The organism is Selenomonas timonae (assembly GCF_014250475.1).
GTDB classification, from domain to species: Bacteria; Bacillota; Negativicutes; order Selenomonadales; family Selenomonadaceae; genus Centipeda; species Centipeda timonae.
The window spans coordinates 2,087,264-2,106,172 of record NZ_CP060204.1; the positions used below are offsets into that span (position 1 = coordinate 2,087,264).

Consider the following 18,909-nt stretch of genomic DNA (forward strand, 5'->3'; position numbering starts at 1 on the left):
AAATGATGACGCAGGAACGTGAGGAACGGAAGGAGGACGTGGCATGAAGCAGGAACTATCCATCACCACTGTCTTCCTGATCGTCGCCCTGCTCCTCTTCCACTTCGTATTTCATCCGACGTATGCGAGAGAGTGGCTCGCCCTTTCCTCTGTTCCAATGAATGCAGGAGAGCGCCGCATCCTGCTCGTGCCGCTTGACTCGCGCCCGCCGTGCCGGGAGTTCGTTGTAAACGGCGGGAAGATTGTCGGATGGAATGTCATAACGCCGCCGACGGAGTATATGGACTACTATTCCATGGCGGGCGATACACGCGCGCTGAGAGACTGGCTTGCACGCGAGGCGGGCAATGCGGATGCCGTCATTCTCTCGGTCGATCAGCTCCTCTCGGGAGGACTCCTCGCGGCACGCGAGGCACATATCTCAGCAGAGGACATCAAACGTCTTGCGGACGATCTGCGTGCGCTGCACGCGGCGCACCCCGCCGTTCCCCTGCACGCGTTCTACATCCTGCCGCGCGCGATTCCGCAGGATGGGCTCGAGGGCTGGCGCGAGCGCCGTGCCCTCCTCTCCTATGCGAGCCTCCTTGGGCGTGCGGGTGAGGGATTGCCCGTCGATGCGGCGGAGATGGAGCGTCTGCGCGGTGAATTCCCCCCCGACTATCTGCAACGATATCTCGCACACTTCGATGAGAGTACGGCGCTCGCCACCATGCTCATCGACCTCACTGAGGAGGGCGTGCTCACGCGCCTCGTCCTCGGGCAGGACGACGGCGAGGAGTATTCAGTCGGCAATCTAAAAAAAGCAGAGCTTTCCGCCCTGCTCGCACAAAAAAACATCACCCCCGATCGGGCGATGATCGTGCACGGCGCGGATGAGATTGCGCTCTCCATGCTCACGCGGATTGCCGTGGATGAACTGCGAGCAAGTGGCAAAGATGCGCCGCGTATCTCCCTGCGCTATGCAGACGAAGCAATGGGGGGGATGGTCTTCCCCTTTATGGCGGTCTCGAACGACGCGACGGCGCGCGAGAAGATCATCATGCTTGGTGCCGTGTGCGCAGAGGATACGGAAAACGATGATTTGACGCTCTACATCTCTGCGGGTGACAGCAACGCAGATACGCTCGGCACGCGCGCCCCTACTGCCGCTGCAATACGGGATATGATGGCGCGCGGAGTGCCCGTCGCGCTCGTCGATCTCTCCCGTCATTTTCACGCCGAGGAGACGCTGTTGCCCATACTGATCGAAAAGAACGTGCCCGTGAACGCGCTCACGGCGTATGCGGGCTGGAACACGGCAAGTAACGCCATCGGCACGGCGCTCTCGGAGGCGCTGCTCTATCACTGTGCCATGCAGCGCGCAGCGAGTAACGAGGAGCGGGAGGCATACACGTACGCGAATCTCGCATTCCTCACGGGACGCATCGCCGAGGATGAGTTCTATCTCAAGGAAACAATCGACCGCGTCAACAACACGCTCCGCATTGCGGGCTATCGGAATACCGCCGACCTCGACCTCACGCACAACTGGCGCTGGGCGAACGACCTCCTTATGCACGACCTTGATCGCCGCATACGCAGCTATGAGAGTACAGCTGCATTCCGTGCACCATTTCAGCAGGGCAATATGCAGCTACGCCTTGTGCGGAGCAATATCACGGCATACTACCCGTGGCCGCGAACCTTCGAGATACGGTTGGAAACGCAGCCGATAATCGAACTATACCAGTAACGCAAAGAACGGAGCCCGACGGACTCCGTTCTTTCTGTTACACTGTATTCACTGTGCCGCAAGCCCGAAGCGCGTAATGCCTTCCTTGCGGAATTTGTCCAGCAGCTCCATAACGCCGCTGTAGTTGATGTCCCCGTCCGCGCGCACAACGACGGCAAATCGCGGGTTCTTCTGACTCTCCGCACGCGCACGGCGCAGGAGGGTCGCCTCGTCGATCTGCTGATCCTCGAGCCAGAGCGAGCCATCCTTTCGCACGGTCACAAGATAGGTCACGTTGAGCTGTGTCTGCGCCGTCTGCGCCTTTGGCAGGTTCACATCGACCGTCTTCAGGTTCACCATGTAGAGCGTGCTCATAATGAAGAAGACGAGCAGAAAGAACATGATGTCGATCATGGGGATAATCATGACCTCGGGCTTTTCAAACGCCCTTCTGTCGCGCAGCCTCATGCCTCATCACCTTCCGCCGATTCTCCCGCATGCAGAGAGGTCTCGATCACGCCCTTGACACCCGCTGCACGCGCAAGCTCGATGCGGCTGTTCTCGGCAGCGGAGAAGCACATCTCCATATCCGTGACGATGTTCTCGATGCGCTGTGAGAAATATGCGTGCACAGTGAGTGCGATGATGGCGACACAGAGCCCCATCGCCGTTGCGATCAGAGCCTCGCCGACACCGCCCGTGATGGCGCTCGGCTCGCCCGCCTCGATATTGAACACGCTGAAGGTCGAGATCATGCCGCTGATCGTGCCGAGCAGTCCGAGGAGCGGCGCCATCGTGACAATCACGCTCAGATAGTACATGCGGTTGCGCAGCTTCGAGAGCGCAATGCCGGACTGAATCTCCATATAGGAAGTCATCTTGCGCGAGTTCTTGCTGTTCTTCGAGATCGCGCTGAACAGGATGTCCGCAATCGCGCCGCGATGCGTCTCGGTCAGCTGTGCTGCCTCCTTGAAGCGTCCGTTGGCAATATCCAGCATGAAGGCATGTGCAAACGCCCGCCCCGCATCCATGCGTGCAAAATAGAACGCGCGCTCAATGCCAATAAAGACGACAAAGATCGATGCCGCGAGCAGGAAGTACATGACAATGCCGCCCTGCCGGAAAAAATCAATCCCCTGTGCAATAAAATCCATCGTATAACCGTTCCTTTCCCAATAAACTACAATGACCCACCGCATCCCATGATAAGCGAGATTATTCTACTACATATTTGTGCCTGCGTCAACGATAACAAATATCATTATATTATTCTGATTGTTGTCCGATACCTTGCAGACCTTGTGAAAAAATACTATAATAAAGGCCGTTATCTCATCGAAGGAGGATACAGTTTGAAGTTCCCTCTCGCACGCGGCTTCTGGCAGCTGTTCAAAGGATATTGGAGTTCACCCGAAAAATGGAAGGCGCGCGGGCTGCTTATTTCGGTCATTGCGCTCAGCCTCATCATGGTCTATCTGCTCGTGCGGATCAACGACTGGTACCGCGTTTTCTACGACGCGCTGCAAGCGTATGACTGGGCATCGTTCTGGCCGCTTGTCGGCGAGTTCTCCGTGCTCGCATTCCTCTACATTGTGATCGCAGTCTATGCCGTCTATCTGAGGCAAATGCTGACGATCAACTGGCGTACGTGGATGACGGAGCAGTATCTCACGCGCTGGATGTATGGGCAGGTCTACTACCGTCTGCAGGTGCTGCGCAGCGATACAGACAACCCCGATCAGCGTATCAGCGAGGATATCAACCAATTCGTCACCCTGACGCTGACGCTGCTCGTCGGCATCCTCAAGCAGCTCGCGACACTCGGCGCATTCGCCGTTGTACTCTGGAACCTCTCGGGCGTCATCACCGTCCCCGTCGGCGGCACAGAGTTCACCGTCTACGGCTATATGTTCTGGCTATCCCTCCTCTACTCGGGACTCGGCACATACTTCGTCCACACCGTCGGAAAGAAGCTCATCCGTCTGAACTTCGATCAGCAGCGCTATGAGGCGGACTTCCGTTTCAGCATGATGCGCGTGCGCGAGAACAGCGAGAGCATCGCATTCTATCGCGGCGAGATGGCGGAGACGGTCGGCTTCAAGGAGCGGTTCGCCAACGTCATCAAGAACTACTGGGAACTCATGCGCCGCACGAAGCTGCTGAACTTCTACGTCAACGGCTACTCTCAGCTCGCAATCATCTTCCCACTCGTCATGGCTGCACCGCGCTACTATGCGGGCGAGATGGCGCTCGGCGGACTCATGCAGACGCTCTCGGCATTCGGACGCGTGCAGGATGCACTCTCCTTCTTCGTCGATTCCTACAGCTCCATCGCCGAGCTCGCCGCTGTGATTCAGCGACTCTCGGGCTTCACGGAGCATATGGAGAAGTCCGCACGGGTCACAAGCGACATTGTGCGCAGCGAGGGTAGCGACAAGGCGCTCGTGCTACAAGACCTCTCGATCGATCTGCCGGACGGCGCACCGCTTCTCTCCGCCTGCATCCTCTCTCTGCCCGCAGGCAGCCACGTCCTCGTGACGGGTGCCTCGGGCGCGGGCAAGAGCACGCTGCTCCGTGCGCTCGCAGGCATCTGGCCGTACGGCAGCGGCAAAATTGAGCTGCCGCAGGGCGCAAAGAGGCTTTTCCTCCCGCAGCGTCCCTATCTCGTTCTCGGCTCTCTGCGCCGCGCGCTCTCCTATCCGCGCACGGCGGCGGCATCCGATGACGAGATCGCACGCATTCTAACACTCGTAGGGATGGATCATTTCGCCGCACGTCTCGACGACGTGGACGATTGGAGCCGCATTCTCTCGCTTGGCGAGCAGCAGCGCCTTGCGTTTGCACGCATATTACTCATCCGCCCCGACTGGATTTTCCTCGACGAGGCGACATCTGCCCTCGACGAACCGCGCGAACGCGCATTGTATGAACTGCTGCATCAGGAACTCCCCGCCGCGAGCATCATCAGCGTCGGGCATCGCTCGACTCTTTTTGTCCTTCATGACACGGAGCTCCACCTCAAAGACCAATTGTATACCTATCAGGAGATCCCACATGAATCGTAGAGAATTCCTGCGCCGCCTCGCCCTCTTCGGCATCGGCGCCGCCGCACTCCCCTTCTTCCCCTCTGCTGTGGAGGCATCATGGTACATCCCGTCGGCACTGCCCGGCGTTACCGTGCGTCCGACGCATCTGCGGTTCGGCCCACTCGAGAACCGCTATGTCACAGACTGTATCGTCGTTCATCATATCGGCATGGCAAACAATGATGATGTCTCGGCGGAGACCGTGCATCAATGGCATCTCAACAACGGATGGTCGGGCATCGGCTATCATTTCATCATCCGCAAGGACGGCACGATCGAGGAGGGGCGTCCGCTCGGCACAATCGGCGCACACGTCTACGGCGAGAACCGCCATACGGTCGGCATCAACCTCGTCGGCAACTTTGAGAACGCCGTTCCCACGGAGGCTCAGAAGGCATCTGCTGCTCGACTGATCACGTCGCTCTGCACCGTCTATCAGCTTGACCCCATGTGGCAGAGCACGGTGAAGGGGCATCGCGATCTCAATGCAACCGCCTGCCCCGGCCGCCATCTCTACGCGCAGCTCCCCGACATTGTCCAACAGGCACGCATCTTCTACGCCTCCGATGAACTGCAGACAACGCGTCTGCGCATTGCACAGCACGAACGTGAGGAACAGGAGGCGCAGCGCGCACGCATTCGTCAGCAGATGGAGGAGGCGCAACGGAGGAACGGCATGACGCGCCCCGCGCACCCGACACCGAGTACACCGAATCCGCCCGTACAGCCAGCGCCAGAGAAGCCTGCGCTAAAGCCCAATAAGCGCCCCGATCTCCCAAAACCGAATCCGCGTCCCGCGCAGCAGCGTCGCATTGCGACATAGCATAGAATACTGGAGGTGAAGCGTCATGGGATTCCACTACCGATTTTTCGACCGCGATCAGGAAAAGACCGATGAGATGGGCATTCCTCTGACGCGTGCCGATATTGATGCACGCGAACGCTCGAAGGAACCGGAGCGCATCTTTTCGCGCGGCGAGCAGACCGGCATCGTCCTCTCCTCCGTGATCTTTGCCTACGGCTGGACGGAGGGCGATCTCTCCCTCGTCTTCTTCTGCCTCTCCTTTCTGATGTTCGAGCTCCGAAAGATTGTGCAGAGATTCTCCCGCAGTTATGGAAAGAGTATTGCAAACGCCATGCAGGGTTTCAGCATTGCTCTGATACTCGGCGCACTCGTTATGGTTCTTACAACCTAGGAGGCATCTACGTGAAACAACAGATGGGCATGGGTGTCCTGAAGGTCGGCGCAGCGCTTGCGATCGTCCTGCTCTTCGTCATTATCCACCTCATCGCGCCGGAGTTCCTGCCTGAACTCTTCGCCCTGCTCGCGAGCGGCGACATCCCCGCGACGGTGGAGTACATCCGCTCGTTCGGCGAGGGGGCGATTGTCTTCGCCTTCCTCCTCACCCTCTTTACGAATGCACTCGGCTTCCCGCCCGCCGTCATCTTCTCGACGGCGAACGTCATCCTCTTCGGCATTGTCCCCGGCATCATCCTATCCTGCGTGGCAGAGACGGTCGGCGTGACGATCGCCTTTGTCCTTATGCGCTTCTACTTCCGTGAGGCGGCGGAAAAGGCGATCGCCAAGAGCGCCTTCCTTGCGAAGATCGACCAGTACAGCGGCAGCAAGGGCTTCATCATCATGCTGATCGGGCGCATGGTGCCCTACCTTCCCTCCGCTGTCATGAACGCTGTCGGCGCGCTCTCCTCCATCCGCTTCCGCGACTATGTACTCGCCTCGCTCGTCGGCAAATTTCCCTCGACGGGCATCGAAGCGATCATCGGGCACGACCTCATCATGCAGCAGGAGGACAATACGCGCCTCATCATCGTCGTGATCTGCGCCGGTATTCTGATCTACGGGGCAATACGCTACGAAAAGCACATGATGCGCGCCGAAGCCGTCGTGCGGGATACGGAGAAAAAAGAATGACGCGCCGCTCATTTTTGCAGACTGCCATGAGCACCATTCTCTCGATGGGCTTTGGCGGTCTCTTTTCGTCTCATCACGCTGCCGCCGCTGCCGAAAACATCCGTCATCTGCGCCAGATCGTTACGGCGCAGCCCGACAGGACGCGCATGATAGCGTGGGACAGTCCGCAGCTGCTCCAAGATGTACGCGTCGAAGTATCGCGCGCCGGCGGGAAAACAGACACGTACGCTCCCTCCTATCGCTATCTCATGATGGACGACGAGGTACAGTTCATCTATCATGCAGAGATTCCCGTTTCTGACGGCGCATCGTATCGCGTGATAGAGCCGAACGGCGCAACGGCATGGATTCCGCTCACACGCAGCGCAAGTGAGATGACGCGCGCCCTCCTCTTCTCAGACAGCCAATGCGGCGAAAGCTACGATGTGTGGCGGGAGGTCTATTATGCGGCATGGCAGCGTCACCCGCAGGCGGACTTTGCCGCCATCGTCGGTGACCTCACGGACAACGGTGAGTCCGCATGGCATTGGCGCGCATTCTTTGAGGCAATGGAGGCAGGGACAGCGCTCGCACGGCATCCCCATGTCCCCGTCCTTGGCAATCACGAGTACTACGGATTGCAGTGGACTGCCGTGCCGCCCGTCCGCTATCTCCGCACCTTTGCCCTGCCCGACAACGGCAGCCGTGATTTTCGCGGACACTACTACTCCTTTGATCTCGGCGCAGTGCACTGCATTGTCCTCGATACCCAGTTCCTTGAGGCGGAGGAACGCGGCGCGGCGCTGAGGGCAGAGCAGATGGACTGGCTTCAGCGGGACGCGATGGCAAGCACAGCACCGTGGAAGCTCGTCCTCATGCACAAGGATATCCTAGCGTACGGTGACTATCAGGTCGAGCAGCATACAAATCACGGCATCAGCGACGTGGGACAGACTTTCTTGGACACATTCGATACGCTCGGCATCGACCTCGTCGTCTCGGGTCACGTCCACGCCTACCGTCGCCGACAGCTCCGCACGCGACAGACGGATGCACACGGTACGCTCTACCTCCTCGCTGGGCCTGCGGGAAATGAGTATTTCGATGTTCCCGCCGAAGACTATGACCTCGCGGCAGGGTCAAATCCAGCGCCGTCCAACTACCTCTATATGGAGGCGGATGCACAGCATCTCCACATCCGCTGTGAAACAGTGCGCGGCACAATACTTGATACTGCAGAACTGCATAAATAAAACGGGGACTTCCTACAAAATTTTCGTAGGAAATCCCCATTTTTGATTTTCGTATCTTCTTGCCCTACACTGTGACGATGCCCAGCACAATGGCAAAGAACAGCGAGATGATCGAGAGCCCCCAGAGCCATGGCGCACAGAAGCGCAGTAGCTCCTTGATGGAGACACCCGCAAGTCCGCAGCAGAGGAATGTAGTCGCCGCGTGCGGCGTGACGAGGACGGCGAAGTTCTTGCCGACGAGCATCGCGTTCGACATATTCTCCGGTGAAATGCCGTATTGCTCACCGACGCCGATCGCAAGGGGCAGCAGTCCAAAGAAATATGGGCTCGTGCCGAGCATCATGCCGATCGGCACGGCAAAGATTCCCATGATAATGTGGAAGTAGGGGCCGAGGACGCTCGGAATGAGCATGACGAGTGTCTCCGCCATCGCATCCATCATCTTCGTCCCCGTCAGAACGCCGAGGAAGACGCCCGAGGCGAGCAGGATCATGGGCACGCCCAGTGCCTCACCTGCATGCGCCTTAATGCGCTTGCCCTGCATCTTCGGGTCGGGGAAGTTCACAATGAGGGCGAGCGATAGTCCGATCATGAATGCGGCGTACAGCTGGATCTTCGTGAAGCAGAGGAGGGCGATGACACCGACCGTGAGGAGCAGGTTGAACCAGAAGAGTTTCGGACGCTTCAGCGCAGCGGCTTCCTCATCGGAAATCTGATGCGCCGAGGACGCATCCTCATCCAGCTCCGCAGCCTTGCCTGTCGGGTGCAGACCCGCGCCGCGCCGTTTTTCCAGAACGCCCATGAATGCCGCAAAGATGAGCACCATGATGATACCGACAATCTGCAGCGGAATGAGCGTATGCCAGAGCGCGTTGACATCGGTGTTCAGAATGACGCCGACGCGTGCGACCGGGCCGCCCCATGGCAGGAGGTTCATGATGCTCATGGCAGCGCCGATGATGACGCAGAGCACGACGGGGCGAATGTGCAGCTTCTTGTAGATCGGCAGCATTGCAGGAATCGTCACGAGCAGCGTTGCGGCGAGCGCACCGTCGAGATGGGCAATCGTCGCAATACAGGCGGTTGCCACTGTGACCAGGATGACGTTCGATCTCGCATGCTTCACGAGAAAGTCGACCAACGGGTCGAAGAGTCCAACCTCCGACATGATTGAGAAGTAGACGATGGAAAAGATAAAGAGTACGGCGACCGGCATGGTCGTTGTAACGCCAGTCTTCATGAACTCCGCAATCTGCGTGAAGTCAAATCCGCAGACAACGGCGCAGAGGATCGGCACGATGACGAAGATCGGCGTCGGATGTGCCTTGGACTGCAACAGCAGGTAGATGATCAAGAAGATCATCACAAAGCCTGTGATGGCTAATAACATGAAAAACCCTCCATTCCAAAAGTTGTTTCACGTTTCCTTGAGCAGTTCGGACTGCTCTATTTCGTAGAGAAAATGTGTGAGTGCAACGAGATCCGCAGAGCCGCCGGGGCTGACCCACGCGGCAATCAGCTGCGCATCAAACGCCTCGACCGCCGTGCGACCTGCCTCCGTGCCCATCCCCCCAAGTCCGACGATGCGGGCGGCCTCCGCCTGCACGCGCTGCAGCATGGCAAGGTCATGACGGCCGAGGATGTTCGTGTCCATATTGTGCGCCATGAGGACGAGGAGGACATCGACGAGCACATCGTTCAGCGGCATTCCCTCCGCTCTGCGCGTGCGGTAGAGCGGCAACGCATGCTCTTTCACGAGCGGGAATCCCGCCTCTGCCTCACCGCGTACGCCTGTGAGGCCGTAGGTGAGATAGGCTGCCTGCCCCTTTGTCTCAGGCACGGCATTCTTTGCAAGCGTACCGTAATCCGCGCGGCATAGTCCCGTGCAGATCGTCCGCGCAGCGTCGAGCAATCGATCCGCCGTCAGCGGCTCGCCGTGTGCGCCGAACCAGCCCGCCGCACCGAGCAGGATTCCGAAGTTGAAGATTGCGCCCTTATGCGTGTTCACGCCCCCCGTGCGTGCATACATCGCAGATTCTGCCGCGCGCCCAAGCGGACGCAGGACAGAGAGCAGCGTCTCCAAAGCCCCCCCATACGCCTCCCCCGCACGCACAAACGCCGTGAAGTGCGGGGCAAGCGCCGCCGCCGATGCCTGGAAGGTGAAGAAGTCCATATCGGCGTGCGCCCCATTGTTCGCACGGTCGACAAGTCCCGGCTTCGGCGTTGCTGCCACCTCAACGAGCAGGGATTCTACGGCGCAGGATGCAATGCGATCCGCGTCGCACACACGCCCTTCCAAGACTGCACTCAAAGGACGAGCGGCTTGATCTTGCGCACAACGTCGAGAATCGTACCATCACGTGCCTCAAGAACGGCGATGATTTGATCCTCCCACTCGAGCTCATCCGGCTCGCCCACGAGGCTGTACGCCTTCTCCTGCAACGCCTCGATGGTTGTATGCGCAATGTCTGCCGCATCCAGACATGCAATGAGATCCTTGCGTGCGGGATTGACGGCAATGCCGTAGTCCGTCACAAGTACATCCACGCAGTCCCCCGGCGTGGTGACAGTGACGACCTTCTTGCAGACCGTTGCCATGCGTCCGCGCACGAGCGGCGTCACAATGATGCAGCATTTGCTCCCCGCCGCCGTGTCGGGATGTCCGCCCGGCGCACCACGCAGCACGCCATCCGAGCCGGTCAGTACGTTGACGTTGAAGTCCGTGTCAATTTCGAGCGCCGCGAGTACCACAAAGTCGAGCTTGTTCACATATGCGCCCTTGTTTGCGGGGTTTGCATACTCGCTCGTAGAGATCTCAAGATGCTTGTCGGGATGCGCCGCAAGATGCGCAATCGCCTTCGTATCGAAATCCTGCGTATCGAGCAGCTTGCGCACGAGCCCCTTGTCCATGAGGTCGCAGATATTGCCGCCCATACCGCCGAGCGCAAAGCCCATCTCGATGTTGCGTTCGCGCATATAGTCCTCGAGATAGCGATTGACCGCAAGAGAGGGACCGCCGACGCCCGTCTGGAAGGAGAAGCCGTCCTTGAAGTACGGTGTCGCCGCCATGATCTTCGCACAGTTCTCTGCCATCATCAGGTTGCGCGGATCTTCCGTCACGCGCGCTTCCTTCGTTCCGATTTTCTTCGGATCGCCGATCTCGTCCACTACGACAACGTAGTCCACGTCGATGGATTGAATCGAAACGGGCGAGTTCGGGAACGGCACGAGCGTGTCCGTCACAACGACAACGTGATCTGCATAGCGCGAGTCTGCAACGGCATAGCCGAGCGTGCCGCAATTATTCTTGCCGCCCGTGCCGTTCGCGTTGCCGTAATCATCCGACGCCGACGCCGCGATGAACGTGATGTCGATGTGGAGTTCCCCCGTCTCAATCGCGCGCGGGCGTCCACCGTGACTGCGGATAATCGCAGGTGTCTTCAGCTTTCCTGCAGAGATGACCTCGCCAATTCGTCCGCGTACGCCCGAGGACTGGATGCCGATGATTTTCCCTTCCTCGATGTAATCCGCAAGCAGATCCTGCGCACTGCCGAGGGAGGTGGTCGCAACCGTCAGATCCTTCAGCCCCAACTCCTCCACGAGCACCTTCATGACCATGCTCGTCACATAGTCGCCGTTGCGGAAGGCGTGGTGAAAGGACACGGTTATGCCGTCATGCGCGCCGCATTTCTCACACGCCTCGCGGATGGAGGCGAGCACCTTGGATGCCTGCGGTTTCTCCGCGCGGCGCACGTTCGGCCCCGCCTTGTGGAAGGTCTTGCCGTCCATGTAGTATTTTCCCTGATAGACCTCCTTGCCGCCGACAAGAAGCTCCTCGGGTATCTCTCTGCCCACTGCGTCTTTCATCGCTGCCCCCCCTTATAAATCCCCGTGATAGACGCCACACGCCTTTGCAAGCGCAATCACGCGCTGCGCGTCCTCGATGAAGGGGATGTCGACCATCTTGCCGTTGACCGTATACACGCCGACGCCCTGCTTCGACTGCTCCTCGAAGCTGCGCACATAGAGTTCCGCCGTCGCGATTTCCTTCTCCGTAGGTGCAAAGGTCTTGTGGACATAGGAAATCTGACGCGGGTTGATGAGGCTCTTGCCGTCAAAGCCCATCGCGCGATCAAGCTCCACCTCCGCGCGGAAGCCCTCCTCGTCGTCGAGCGCCGTGAATACGGTGTCAAAGCACTGGATGCCCGCCTCGCGCGCCGCGAGCAGCATGAGGCTGCGCGCCGTATTGATCTCGATGCCGCTACGCTCGGGACGGACGTGCATACTCTTGCGGAAATCGCCGCCCGAGATGGCGACGCCGAGCATGCGCTCCGACGCCTGGCAGATCTCGCGCGCATTGAGGATGCCCTTCGGGCTTTCGAGCGCCGCCATGAGCAGCGTCCGCCCCTCCTCAACGCCGAATTCCCTCTCTGCCGCAAGGACGTGTTCCTCGATCTGTCTCACATCGTCCGCACTCTCGCATTTGGCGATGCGCACGCCGTCCGCGCCGCCCGCGATGCAGACGCGGACATCCTCCTGCCAGTGCGGCGTCTCGAGTCCGTTCATGCGGACGAGCACCTCGGTCTCGCCGTAGTCGATGCTCTTCAGCGCGTGATAGAGTGAGAAGCGCGCCGCATCCTTCTGGTTCTCCGCGACGGCATCCTCGAGGTCGAGGATGATGCTGTCCACACCGTAGATGTAGGCATCCTTGATGAGTCCCGGACGCTGCGCATTCATGAACATCATCGTGCGGCGCAGACGGAACCGCTCCGGCCTTGGTCTTGGAATCATTGAATCACACCTCCCCACGGAACATTCTTGTCGGATACGCCGGCGCTGCGGAAGACCGCACACTCCACGCGCGCGCGAATCGTGCAGTCAAGCGCCCCCTTGTCCACGACCTGAACGCGCGCGGACGTTACATCGAGACGCTGCAGCGTTTCGAGTACGGTCTGCCGAATGGCGCGCCCGTACTGGTTCATCACGCTGCTCTCCAAATGAACTTCGATTTCGCCCGTGCCCGGCTCGACGGTGACCTGCACATCGCTGGATTCCAGCGTCCCCGCCATCGCGGGTTTTTCAATTTGCATAGCAATACCCCCTAACGATCAATTATGGTACCATAATAGCAGGAAATTCTCGCCGCTGTAAACGCGTCCATTTTTCCGCCTATGCCATTCCATAAAAGAATGCTTCTCATATAATTTACAATCACAAAAGCGATGATAGTCATGATATAATAAACGAACAGTATATGATATATGTTGTTTCGTGGAAGGGTGAACCGCATGGACACGCAAGACATCCAGCTGCTCATGACGCTGCACCGAACGGGCAATATCACGCGCGCCGCAGAGGAATTGTATACGACGCAGTCCTCCGTGTCCAAACGCATCCGTCAGCTCGAAAAGGAACTCGGCATCATCCTCGCCCTGCGCTCGCGGCAGGGGATACAGTTCACGCCGGCGGGTGAGATTGTCCTGCGGCACGTCAAGGCAATCACGCGAGAGCTCAACACGATGAATCAGGAGCTGAACGATGCACAGGGCATCATCTCAGGCACGCTGCGCGTCGGTGTGTCGATCAACTACGCGATGTACCGCCTCCCGCCCCTCCTGCGCCGCTATCAGGAGCAATACCCGCTCGTGCATACGCAGACGCTGATCGAGGTCAGTCAGAAAATCTTCTCCATGTTCATTGCAGGGAAAATGGAGCTGGCAGTCGTGCGCGGTGAATACTCCGACTGGGACGGACCGCGCATCCTGCTCGACCGCGAGCCTGTCTGCATCATCACCTGCCGGGAACATAAGCAAATTCCGCTCGGCGCACTCCCGCAGGTCATCCGCAAAGCCGATCTGGAGATGGAGCGCGACACGGCACTCTGGCGCCGGGAAAACAAGATTCCCACGGCGCAGAATCAGATCTTTGTCAACAACACGGCGACCTGCATCGAAATGGTACGGCAGGGAGTCGGTTGGGGCATTGTACCGGCAATCTGCCTCGCACATTTTGACGGATGCGTACATCCCATGTACTTTGCGGACGGACGGCCGCTTGTGCGATCGACCTATCTGCTCTATACCGAGCAAAGCGCCGCTCTGCCGCAGATCCGAGCCTTCATTACGCTGCTGGAGCAAGGAAAGCCTCAGCTGCCCTGAACACAGGAGGAACTATGATCTCTACCATCTACCCATCCGATCACGCGGGTATGGCGCGCGTACGCGCCCTGCTCGAAAAGGAAGGCCTGCGCATGGATGCAAACCTCGACTACACCTGCGCCGTCCTTGACGACTTCGGTGCGGTCATCGCCACGGGCAGCTGCTATGGGAACACGCTGCGCTGCTTTGCCGTTGACAGCGCACATCAGGGCGAGGGGCTGCTGAATGAAGTCCTCACCCACCTCATGGCAGTCCAGCAGGAACGAGGGAATACTGCGATCTTCCTCTATACCAAGGGCGCATCCGTCCGTTTCTTTCGCGACCTCGGCTTTCACGAGATTGCACGCGTATCCGACACGATTGTCTTTCTCGAAAACAGGCGCTGGGGCTTCCCCGACTATCTGAAACATTTGCAGTCGGAAACGCCTGCAGTCGCGCCCCCCGTGTCGGCAATTGTCATGAATGCAAATCCGTTTACCCTCGGCCATCTCTACCTTGTGGAGCAGGCTGCCGGAGAGAGCGGACTCCTGCACCTCTTCATCGTCAGCGAGGACGCGAGCCTCTTCCCCTTTGCCGTACGCGACCGACTCGTGCGTGAGGGCACGGCGCATCTCGGCAACATTGTCTATCATGGGACGGGTTCCTATATGATCAGTCAGGCGACCTTCCCCAGCTATTTTCAAAAGGATGAGGATGCCGTGATCCGCAGTCACGCGCAGCTCGATATCGCGGTGTTTGCGCGCATTGCCGCAGCGCTCTCCATCACGCGCCGCTATGTCGGTGCAGAGCAGGCGAGCCATGTCACCAGTCTCTACAATGAGACGATGCTGCACGACCTCCCGCGCGCCGGCATCGAGTGCGGGGTCATCCCGCGCAAGGAGTATGGCGGCGCGCCGATCAGTGCCTCCACCGTGCGCCGCGCCATTCAGACGGGCGATATGGAGCTGCTCCCCGCCCTCCTGCCGCCAACGACGCTCGCCTTCCTCCAAAGCGAAGAAAGTGCCGCCATCCGCAAGAAGATTGCGGAGGCGGCGGATGTCATACATTATTAATGATTTTGATTCGTTTTGCACCCGAAAGGAGCTCCTGTGTTAAACGGTATTCCTGTAGAACTGCCCGCCATGCTCGCCGCACGCGAGGAGCGCGCCTCACGTCAGGCAGCATGGCTGAAAGAATATGCCCGCCCCCTCCTCTCATTCACGCTCAACATTCCGGGGCCAATCAAGACCTCACCTGATCTGCGGCAGGGCTTCGAAGATGGGCGCGTCGCATTGGAGGGGCGGCTGCGCGCGGCACAGCTCCCCTGTATTGTGCAGATGGAGGTGCATAATGTCACGGGCGATGAGGCACTGCTCGCCATCGACGGAGACGCAGCAGAGATCAAGAGAATCTGCACCGAAATCGAGGAGCATCACCCGCTCGGCCGACTCTTCGACCTCGACGTCCTCGCGGCGGATGGCACGAAGCTCTCACGCCCCCTGCCGCGCCGCTGCCTCCTATGCACGGAGCAAGCGCAGGTCTGCGCACGCAGCCGCCGCCACTCCGTCGAGGAACTGACAGCGGAGATCGAGCGGCTCCTGACTGCATATCTATCATAAAAATAGGAAAGCGCCCTGCAAGAGTGAGCCTTGCAGGGCGCTTTCCTATTTATTTCCCGTTTTAATGACGCCACGGAGTACGCTTTTGGTAGTCCCGCTTGATGATCTTCACCGCCTGATCGTGACGCTTCTGCTCCTCCTTCATCGCGCGGTCATACTTCGCCTGATCGCCGTCGCGGCGGAACTCGAAGCGAATCTTGCGCACGTTCTGCTCATGCACACGATCCTCTTCCTTCATGCGGAAGCTGTACTCATTCGACGCCCCATTCTCATAGGAGAGCTGCTGAACGAGCTGCGCGGCCTCTGCAGCCGGTGCTGCTGTCATGATGCCGAGTCCAATCGCAGCAGCCAGAACCCCCGTGATATATGCCTTTTTCTTCATACTGATCGCCCCTTTTTCATATTATCTCTGCCTCTGATACCCTACTGCTTTTTCTTTGGAGCGAATTTAAGAGGAGGTAAACAATGCGTTAAAGTTACTTCGCCAGCAGTACAGGGCAATGCGCGTGACGCGTGACATGGGTGGACACGCTGCCGAATGCGATGCGCTCGAGTGTGCCGAAGCCGCGCGAGCCCATGACGATGAGGTGACTCTCCTCCTCTGCTGCGACTGCGACCGTCACCTCGGCGGGATCGCCCTCCTCCACGCGCGTATGCGCGCGCACGCTGCACGTCAATCTGGCGGAACGTCTGCGTCTCATTCGTCCCAACCTCGGCGAGAGAGATTCCCATCGAGGTTCTGCCCCCCGCAATCTGTGCCTCGATCTGGGCAATCTGCGCATTCACGCGCGCCATCGCGAGCTCGTTGTCCGTCGCGTCCAGCTCCATGATGACATCGCCCGCGCGCACCTCATCGCCCTCCTGCACCGCCTCGCGGACAAGCCGCCCGCTCACCGAGTCGAACGACATCGAACGACATCTTCACCTGCTCCGCCGTGAGAATCCCTTCCTTTTGCCGCACGGCGAGCACAACAGCGTCATTGCCCATATACATGAGCACAAGCCCCACGATGATGAACAGCACGATGAATGCAATCCCGACGGGCTTTGCCTTTTTCTTCGGATCCATATATCCCCCTTTGTTTTCCTTTCTCTAGGGAATCGCTGATAAAATGAAGTCCGTCAGATTGGCGCAAATTTTTCGTCCGAACTAGGAGGCAAACCGGACACAGAGTGGTGCTCTGTGGAGGATTTGCCGACGAAGTGCTGGCAAAAAAGATGCGTTAAGATGGCGGTGCTGAATTTATCAATGCTTCCTTAACAGCAGGTGGATATGATCCGGACAGATCTCCCCTTCAATGATCTCTACACCCTTCCACGCGCACAACTTTCTTAGGATCTCCCGGATTTCCAGCTGTTTCCCTTCGTAGAATACTTTGCGCCGATACTTCGGTGCAAACACAACGTGATACTTACAATTCCACTTTGTGTGTGCTAAACTATGCGTATCGGCATTTTGTTGTTTCAACATAATGCTGTTTCCTCCCTAGTGTCTTCACTATTTTTAAGCTGGCAGGCTTACGCATAGTTTAGCACACTGGGGATTTTCTGTTTACCGCTTAAGCTCTTTCCAACCACGCGACTATCGCGTGGTTTTCTTTATACAAAAAAGCGCCGCACCTCGAAAGGTACGACACTTGAGGAAATCACACGGTGATCCCTTATTGCTTATTCCGCCGTAAACGGAAGCAGTGCAATATTACGTGCGCGCTTGATAGCGAGCGTTACCTGCCGCTGATGCTTTGCACAGTTGCCGGAAATGCGGCGCGGCAGAATCTTGCCGCGCTCCGTCGTGAAGCGACGCAGCTTTGCGGCATCCTTGTAGTCGATATGATCTACCTTGTCCACGCAGAACGAGCAGACCTTGCGACGAGGCTTGCGGCCTCGATCTCGTTTCATCATTTCGTTGTCCCTCCTCATCACGGGATGTACTGAGCGTCAGCCGCTCAGAATGGAATGTCGTCGTCAGGAATCACGGGTCCCATCATATCCGGTGCAGCACCGCCTGCGGCGGGTGCTGCGCTGCGATCCATCGGTGCGTCATAGCCGCCCGAAGAGCCTCCGGCATTCTTCGAATCGAGAAACTCCACATTATCCGCTACAACATCCGTTGCGTACTTGCGCTGTCCGTCGCTGCCGTCGTAGCTGCGCACCTGAATGCGCCCCTCCACGCCGATGCGGCGTCCCTTCGTCAAATTGTTTCCGCAGATCTCAGCCAGTTTTTCCCAGCATGTGACGGGAATGAAGTCCGCCGTCTGCTGTCCCTCCTGCTGAGCCGCTCGCGAAAAGCGACGATCCACCGCAATCGTGAAGCGGCAAAATGCCTTGCCGCTCTGTGTGTAGCGAATCTCCGGGTCGCGTGCAAGGCGACCGATCAGTATGACTCTGTTCATCGGTTTGTCTCTCCTGGATGGATGCCCGTTATCGATTACTCCTCGACGCCGTCCGCACGGACGATCATGTGCTTGAGCAGCTCGTCCGTGATCTTCATCACGCGGTCGCACTCGGCGACGCAGGCGGGCTCTGCATTGACGTACAGCAGAACATAGTATCCTTCACTGTTGTCCTTGATCTCATAGGCAAGGCGCTTCTTGCCCCAACGATCCTCTTTCTCAATCGTACCGCCGTTTGCCTGAATGAGCTTCGTGAACTTCTCGATGACGGCGTTTGTCGCTTCTTCCTCCATCGGCTTCACAATAAATATGACTTCGTACAATCTCACGAAATCACCTCCTCTTCGGTCTTTGGCCGCCGCTCATGTCGGCGGCAGAGTTATTCTTATGCAAGCGCGCACGAAAGACGCACACGCTCACGCGACAGGGGTTAGTATAACACGTTTAAGGACTCCGCGCAAGGATTTTCGATGTTCGATTTCACAGTTCCGGAAAAAACACTCACGATTGCCCAGATATGCCAGATACTTTAGGGAAGATATCGTTTCCTGCCATCCGGAAGTGTAAACCAATGCACTGAGGGCTCAGGATTCCTTTTTTGATTGTATTGCTTGCAAAAGAACATGAAAATACGCTTTACAGTCACAAAAATGATTTTTATGATCCAAAACAGGAAACAAAAGATCAAACCTGCAACCAGAAAACATATTAGTATTGTGCCGCATACATATAAAGCCCCCAACAAGAATCCCATCTTCTCCTCCAATCAACAATCATTATTGCACAGAATGATATCTT

22 protein-coding genes and 1 pseudogene are annotated in these 18,909 nt (G+C 58.0%); 9 read left to right on the plus strand and 14 right to left on the minus strand.

Going from position 1 to position 18,909, the window contains the following annotated elements; all coding sequences use genetic code 11:
• The first annotated feature begins 43 nt into the window (after positions 1-43).
• Entirely contained in the window at positions 44-1,732 is a 1,689-nt protein-coding gene (locus H1B31_RS10055; RefSeq protein WP_185980211.1) for a DUF4127 family protein, read from the plus strand.
• A 48-nt stretch (positions 1,733-1,780) separates the two neighbouring features.
• Here H1B31_RS10055 and H1B31_RS10060 read toward each other — a convergent pair whose 3' ends face one another.
• Both H1B31_RS10060 and H1B31_RS10065 read right to left on the minus strand, forming a co-directional pair.
• Positions 1,781-2,179, minus strand: a complete 399-nt coding sequence (locus H1B31_RS10060) for an ExbD/TolR family protein (RefSeq protein WP_066849333.1) — start codon at positions 2,177-2,179, stop codon at positions 1,781-1,783.
• Positions 2,176-2,865: a MotA/TolQ/ExbB proton channel family protein gene (locus H1B31_RS10065; RefSeq protein ID WP_185980212.1), complete on the minus strand. Its 690-nt coding sequence runs from the start codon at positions 2,863-2,865 to the stop codon at positions 2,176-2,178. Before H1B31_RS10065 ends, H1B31_RS10060 begins: the two co-directional genes overlap by 4 nt.
• A gap of 198 nt (positions 2,866-3,063) precedes the next feature.
• On the opposite strand from H1B31_RS10065, the gene H1B31_RS10070 reads away from it, so the two are divergent.
• The 5 genes from H1B31_RS10070 to H1B31_RS10090 are packed head-to-tail and all read left to right on the plus strand — an operon-like array spanning position 3,064 to position 7,962.
• The gene (locus tag H1B31_RS10070) at positions 3,064-4,776 is read left to right on the plus strand and encodes an ABC transporter ATP-binding protein/permease (RefSeq protein ID WP_185980213.1); all 1,713 of its coding nucleotides are present in this window, start codon (positions 3,064-3,066) and stop codon (positions 4,774-4,776) included.
• Positions 4,766-5,620 (plus strand): N-acetylmuramoyl-L-alanine amidase, encoded by an 855-nt coding sequence (locus tag H1B31_RS10075; RefSeq protein WP_185980214.1) that lies wholly within the window; start codon positions 4,766-4,768, stop codon positions 5,618-5,620. The genes H1B31_RS10070 and H1B31_RS10075 overlap by 11 nt, the downstream gene beginning before the upstream one ends.
• 25 nt (positions 5,621-5,645) lie before the next feature.
• Entirely contained in the window at positions 5,646-5,993 is a 348-nt protein-coding gene (locus tag H1B31_RS10080) for a hypothetical protein (RefSeq protein WP_185980215.1), read from the plus strand.
• A gap of 11 nt (positions 5,994-6,004) precedes the next feature.
• On the plus strand, positions 6,005-6,730 hold the full coding sequence (locus H1B31_RS10085; RefSeq protein ID WP_185980216.1) for a TVP38/TMEM64 family protein: 726 nt from the start codon (positions 6,005-6,007) through the stop codon (positions 6,728-6,730).
• Positions 6,727-7,962 (plus strand): metallophosphoesterase family protein, encoded by a 1,236-nt coding sequence (locus tag H1B31_RS10090; RefSeq protein ID WP_185980217.1) that lies wholly within the window; start codon positions 6,727-6,729, stop codon positions 7,960-7,962. The genes H1B31_RS10085 and H1B31_RS10090 overlap by 4 nt, the downstream gene beginning before the upstream one ends.
• Before the next feature lie 64 nt (positions 7,963-8,026).
• On the opposite strand, the gene H1B31_RS10095 is transcribed toward H1B31_RS10090, so the two are convergent.
• The 5 genes from H1B31_RS10095 to citD are packed head-to-tail and all read right to left on the minus strand — an operon-like array spanning position 8,027 to position 13,052.
• Positions 8,027-9,352, minus strand: coding sequence for a CitMHS family transporter (locus H1B31_RS10095; protein ID WP_185980218.1), 1,326 nt, complete (start codon positions 9,350-9,352; stop codon positions 8,027-8,029).
• Positions 9,353-9,379: 27 nt separating this feature from the next.
• The gene (gene citG / locus H1B31_RS10100) at positions 9,380-10,249 is read right to left on the minus strand and encodes a triphosphoribosyl-dephospho-CoA synthase CitG (protein WP_185980219.1); all 870 of its coding nucleotides are present in this window, start codon (positions 10,247-10,249) and stop codon (positions 9,380-9,382) included.
• A 20-nt stretch (positions 10,250-10,269) separates the two neighbouring features.
• A complete protein-coding gene (gene citF / locus H1B31_RS10105; protein ID WP_185980220.1) occupies positions 10,270-11,829 on the minus strand; it encodes a citrate lyase subunit alpha in 1,560 nt (519 codons plus the stop codon).
• 12 nt (positions 11,830-11,841) lie between these two features.
• A complete protein-coding gene (locus H1B31_RS10110; RefSeq protein ID WP_185980221.1) occupies positions 11,842-12,753 on the minus strand; it encodes an aldolase/citrate lyase family protein in 912 nt (303 codons plus the stop codon).
• On the minus strand, positions 12,750-13,052 hold the full coding sequence (citD, locus tag H1B31_RS10115) for a citrate lyase acyl carrier protein (protein ID WP_185980222.1): 303 nt from the start codon (positions 13,050-13,052) through the stop codon (positions 12,750-12,752). The genes H1B31_RS10110 and citD overlap by 4 nt, the downstream gene beginning before the upstream one ends.
• 198 nt (positions 13,053-13,250) lie before the next feature.
• Between citD and H1B31_RS10120 the strand changes: the two genes are divergently transcribed.
• The 3 genes from H1B31_RS10120 to citX are packed head-to-tail and all read left to right on the plus strand — an operon-like array spanning position 13,251 to position 15,718.
• Positions 13,251-14,120 carry a LysR family transcriptional regulator gene (locus H1B31_RS10120; protein ID WP_185980223.1) on the plus strand — a complete coding sequence of 290 codons (870 nt, stop codon included), beginning with the start codon at positions 13,251-13,253 and terminating at the stop codon, positions 14,118-14,120.
• A gap of 14 nt (positions 14,121-14,134) precedes the next feature.
• The gene (citC, locus tag H1B31_RS10125) at positions 14,135-15,172 is read left to right on the plus strand and encodes a [citrate (pro-3S)-lyase] ligase (protein ID WP_185980224.1); all 1,038 of its coding nucleotides are present in this window, start codon (positions 14,135-14,137) and stop codon (positions 15,170-15,172) included.
• 36 nt (positions 15,173-15,208) lie between these two features.
• Complete coding sequence (gene citX / locus H1B31_RS10130) at positions 15,209-15,718, plus strand: citrate lyase holo-[acyl-carrier protein] synthase (protein WP_185980225.1); 510 nt, start codon at positions 15,209-15,211, stop codon at positions 15,716-15,718.
• Between the two features lie 61 nt (positions 15,719-15,779).
• Here the strand turns inward: citX and H1B31_RS10135 are convergent, their stop codons facing one another.
• From H1B31_RS10135 to rpsF, 7 genes and pseudogenes are all read right to left on the minus strand, one after another.
• Positions 15,780-16,100, minus strand: coding sequence for a hypothetical protein (locus tag H1B31_RS10135; protein WP_185980226.1), 321 nt, complete (start codon positions 16,098-16,100; stop codon positions 15,780-15,782).
• 94 nt (positions 16,101-16,194) lie between these two features.
• A complete protein-coding gene (locus H1B31_RS10140) occupies positions 16,195-16,419 on the minus strand; it encodes a universal stress protein (RefSeq protein ID WP_226372101.1) in 225 nt (74 codons plus the stop codon).
• Positions 16,420-16,568: 149 nt separating this feature from the next.
• Positions 16,569-16,787, minus strand: coding sequence for a hypothetical protein (locus tag H1B31_RS11505; RefSeq protein WP_226372102.1), 219 nt, complete (start codon positions 16,785-16,787; stop codon positions 16,569-16,571).
• A gap of 189 nt (positions 16,788-16,976) precedes the next feature.
• A pseudogene (tnpA, locus tag H1B31_RS10150) lies at positions 16,977-17,189 on the minus strand (IS200/IS605 family transposase); the annotation flags it as partial.
• Between the two features lie 197 nt (positions 17,190-17,386).
• The gene (gene rpsR, locus H1B31_RS10155; protein ID WP_006306231.1) at positions 17,387-17,620 is read right to left on the minus strand and encodes a 30S ribosomal protein S18; all 234 of its coding nucleotides are present in this window, start codon (positions 17,618-17,620) and stop codon (positions 17,387-17,389) included.
• Positions 17,621-17,664: 44 nt separating this feature from the next.
• Entirely contained in the window at positions 17,665-18,111 is a 447-nt protein-coding gene (locus H1B31_RS10160) for a single-stranded DNA-binding protein (protein ID WP_185980227.1), read from the minus strand.
• A gap of 35 nt (positions 18,112-18,146) precedes the next feature.
• The gene (gene rpsF / locus H1B31_RS10165) at positions 18,147-18,440 is read right to left on the minus strand and encodes a 30S ribosomal protein S6 (RefSeq protein WP_009441717.1); all 294 of its coding nucleotides are present in this window, start codon (positions 18,438-18,440) and stop codon (positions 18,147-18,149) included.
• Positions 18,441-18,909 lie beyond the last annotated feature (469 nt).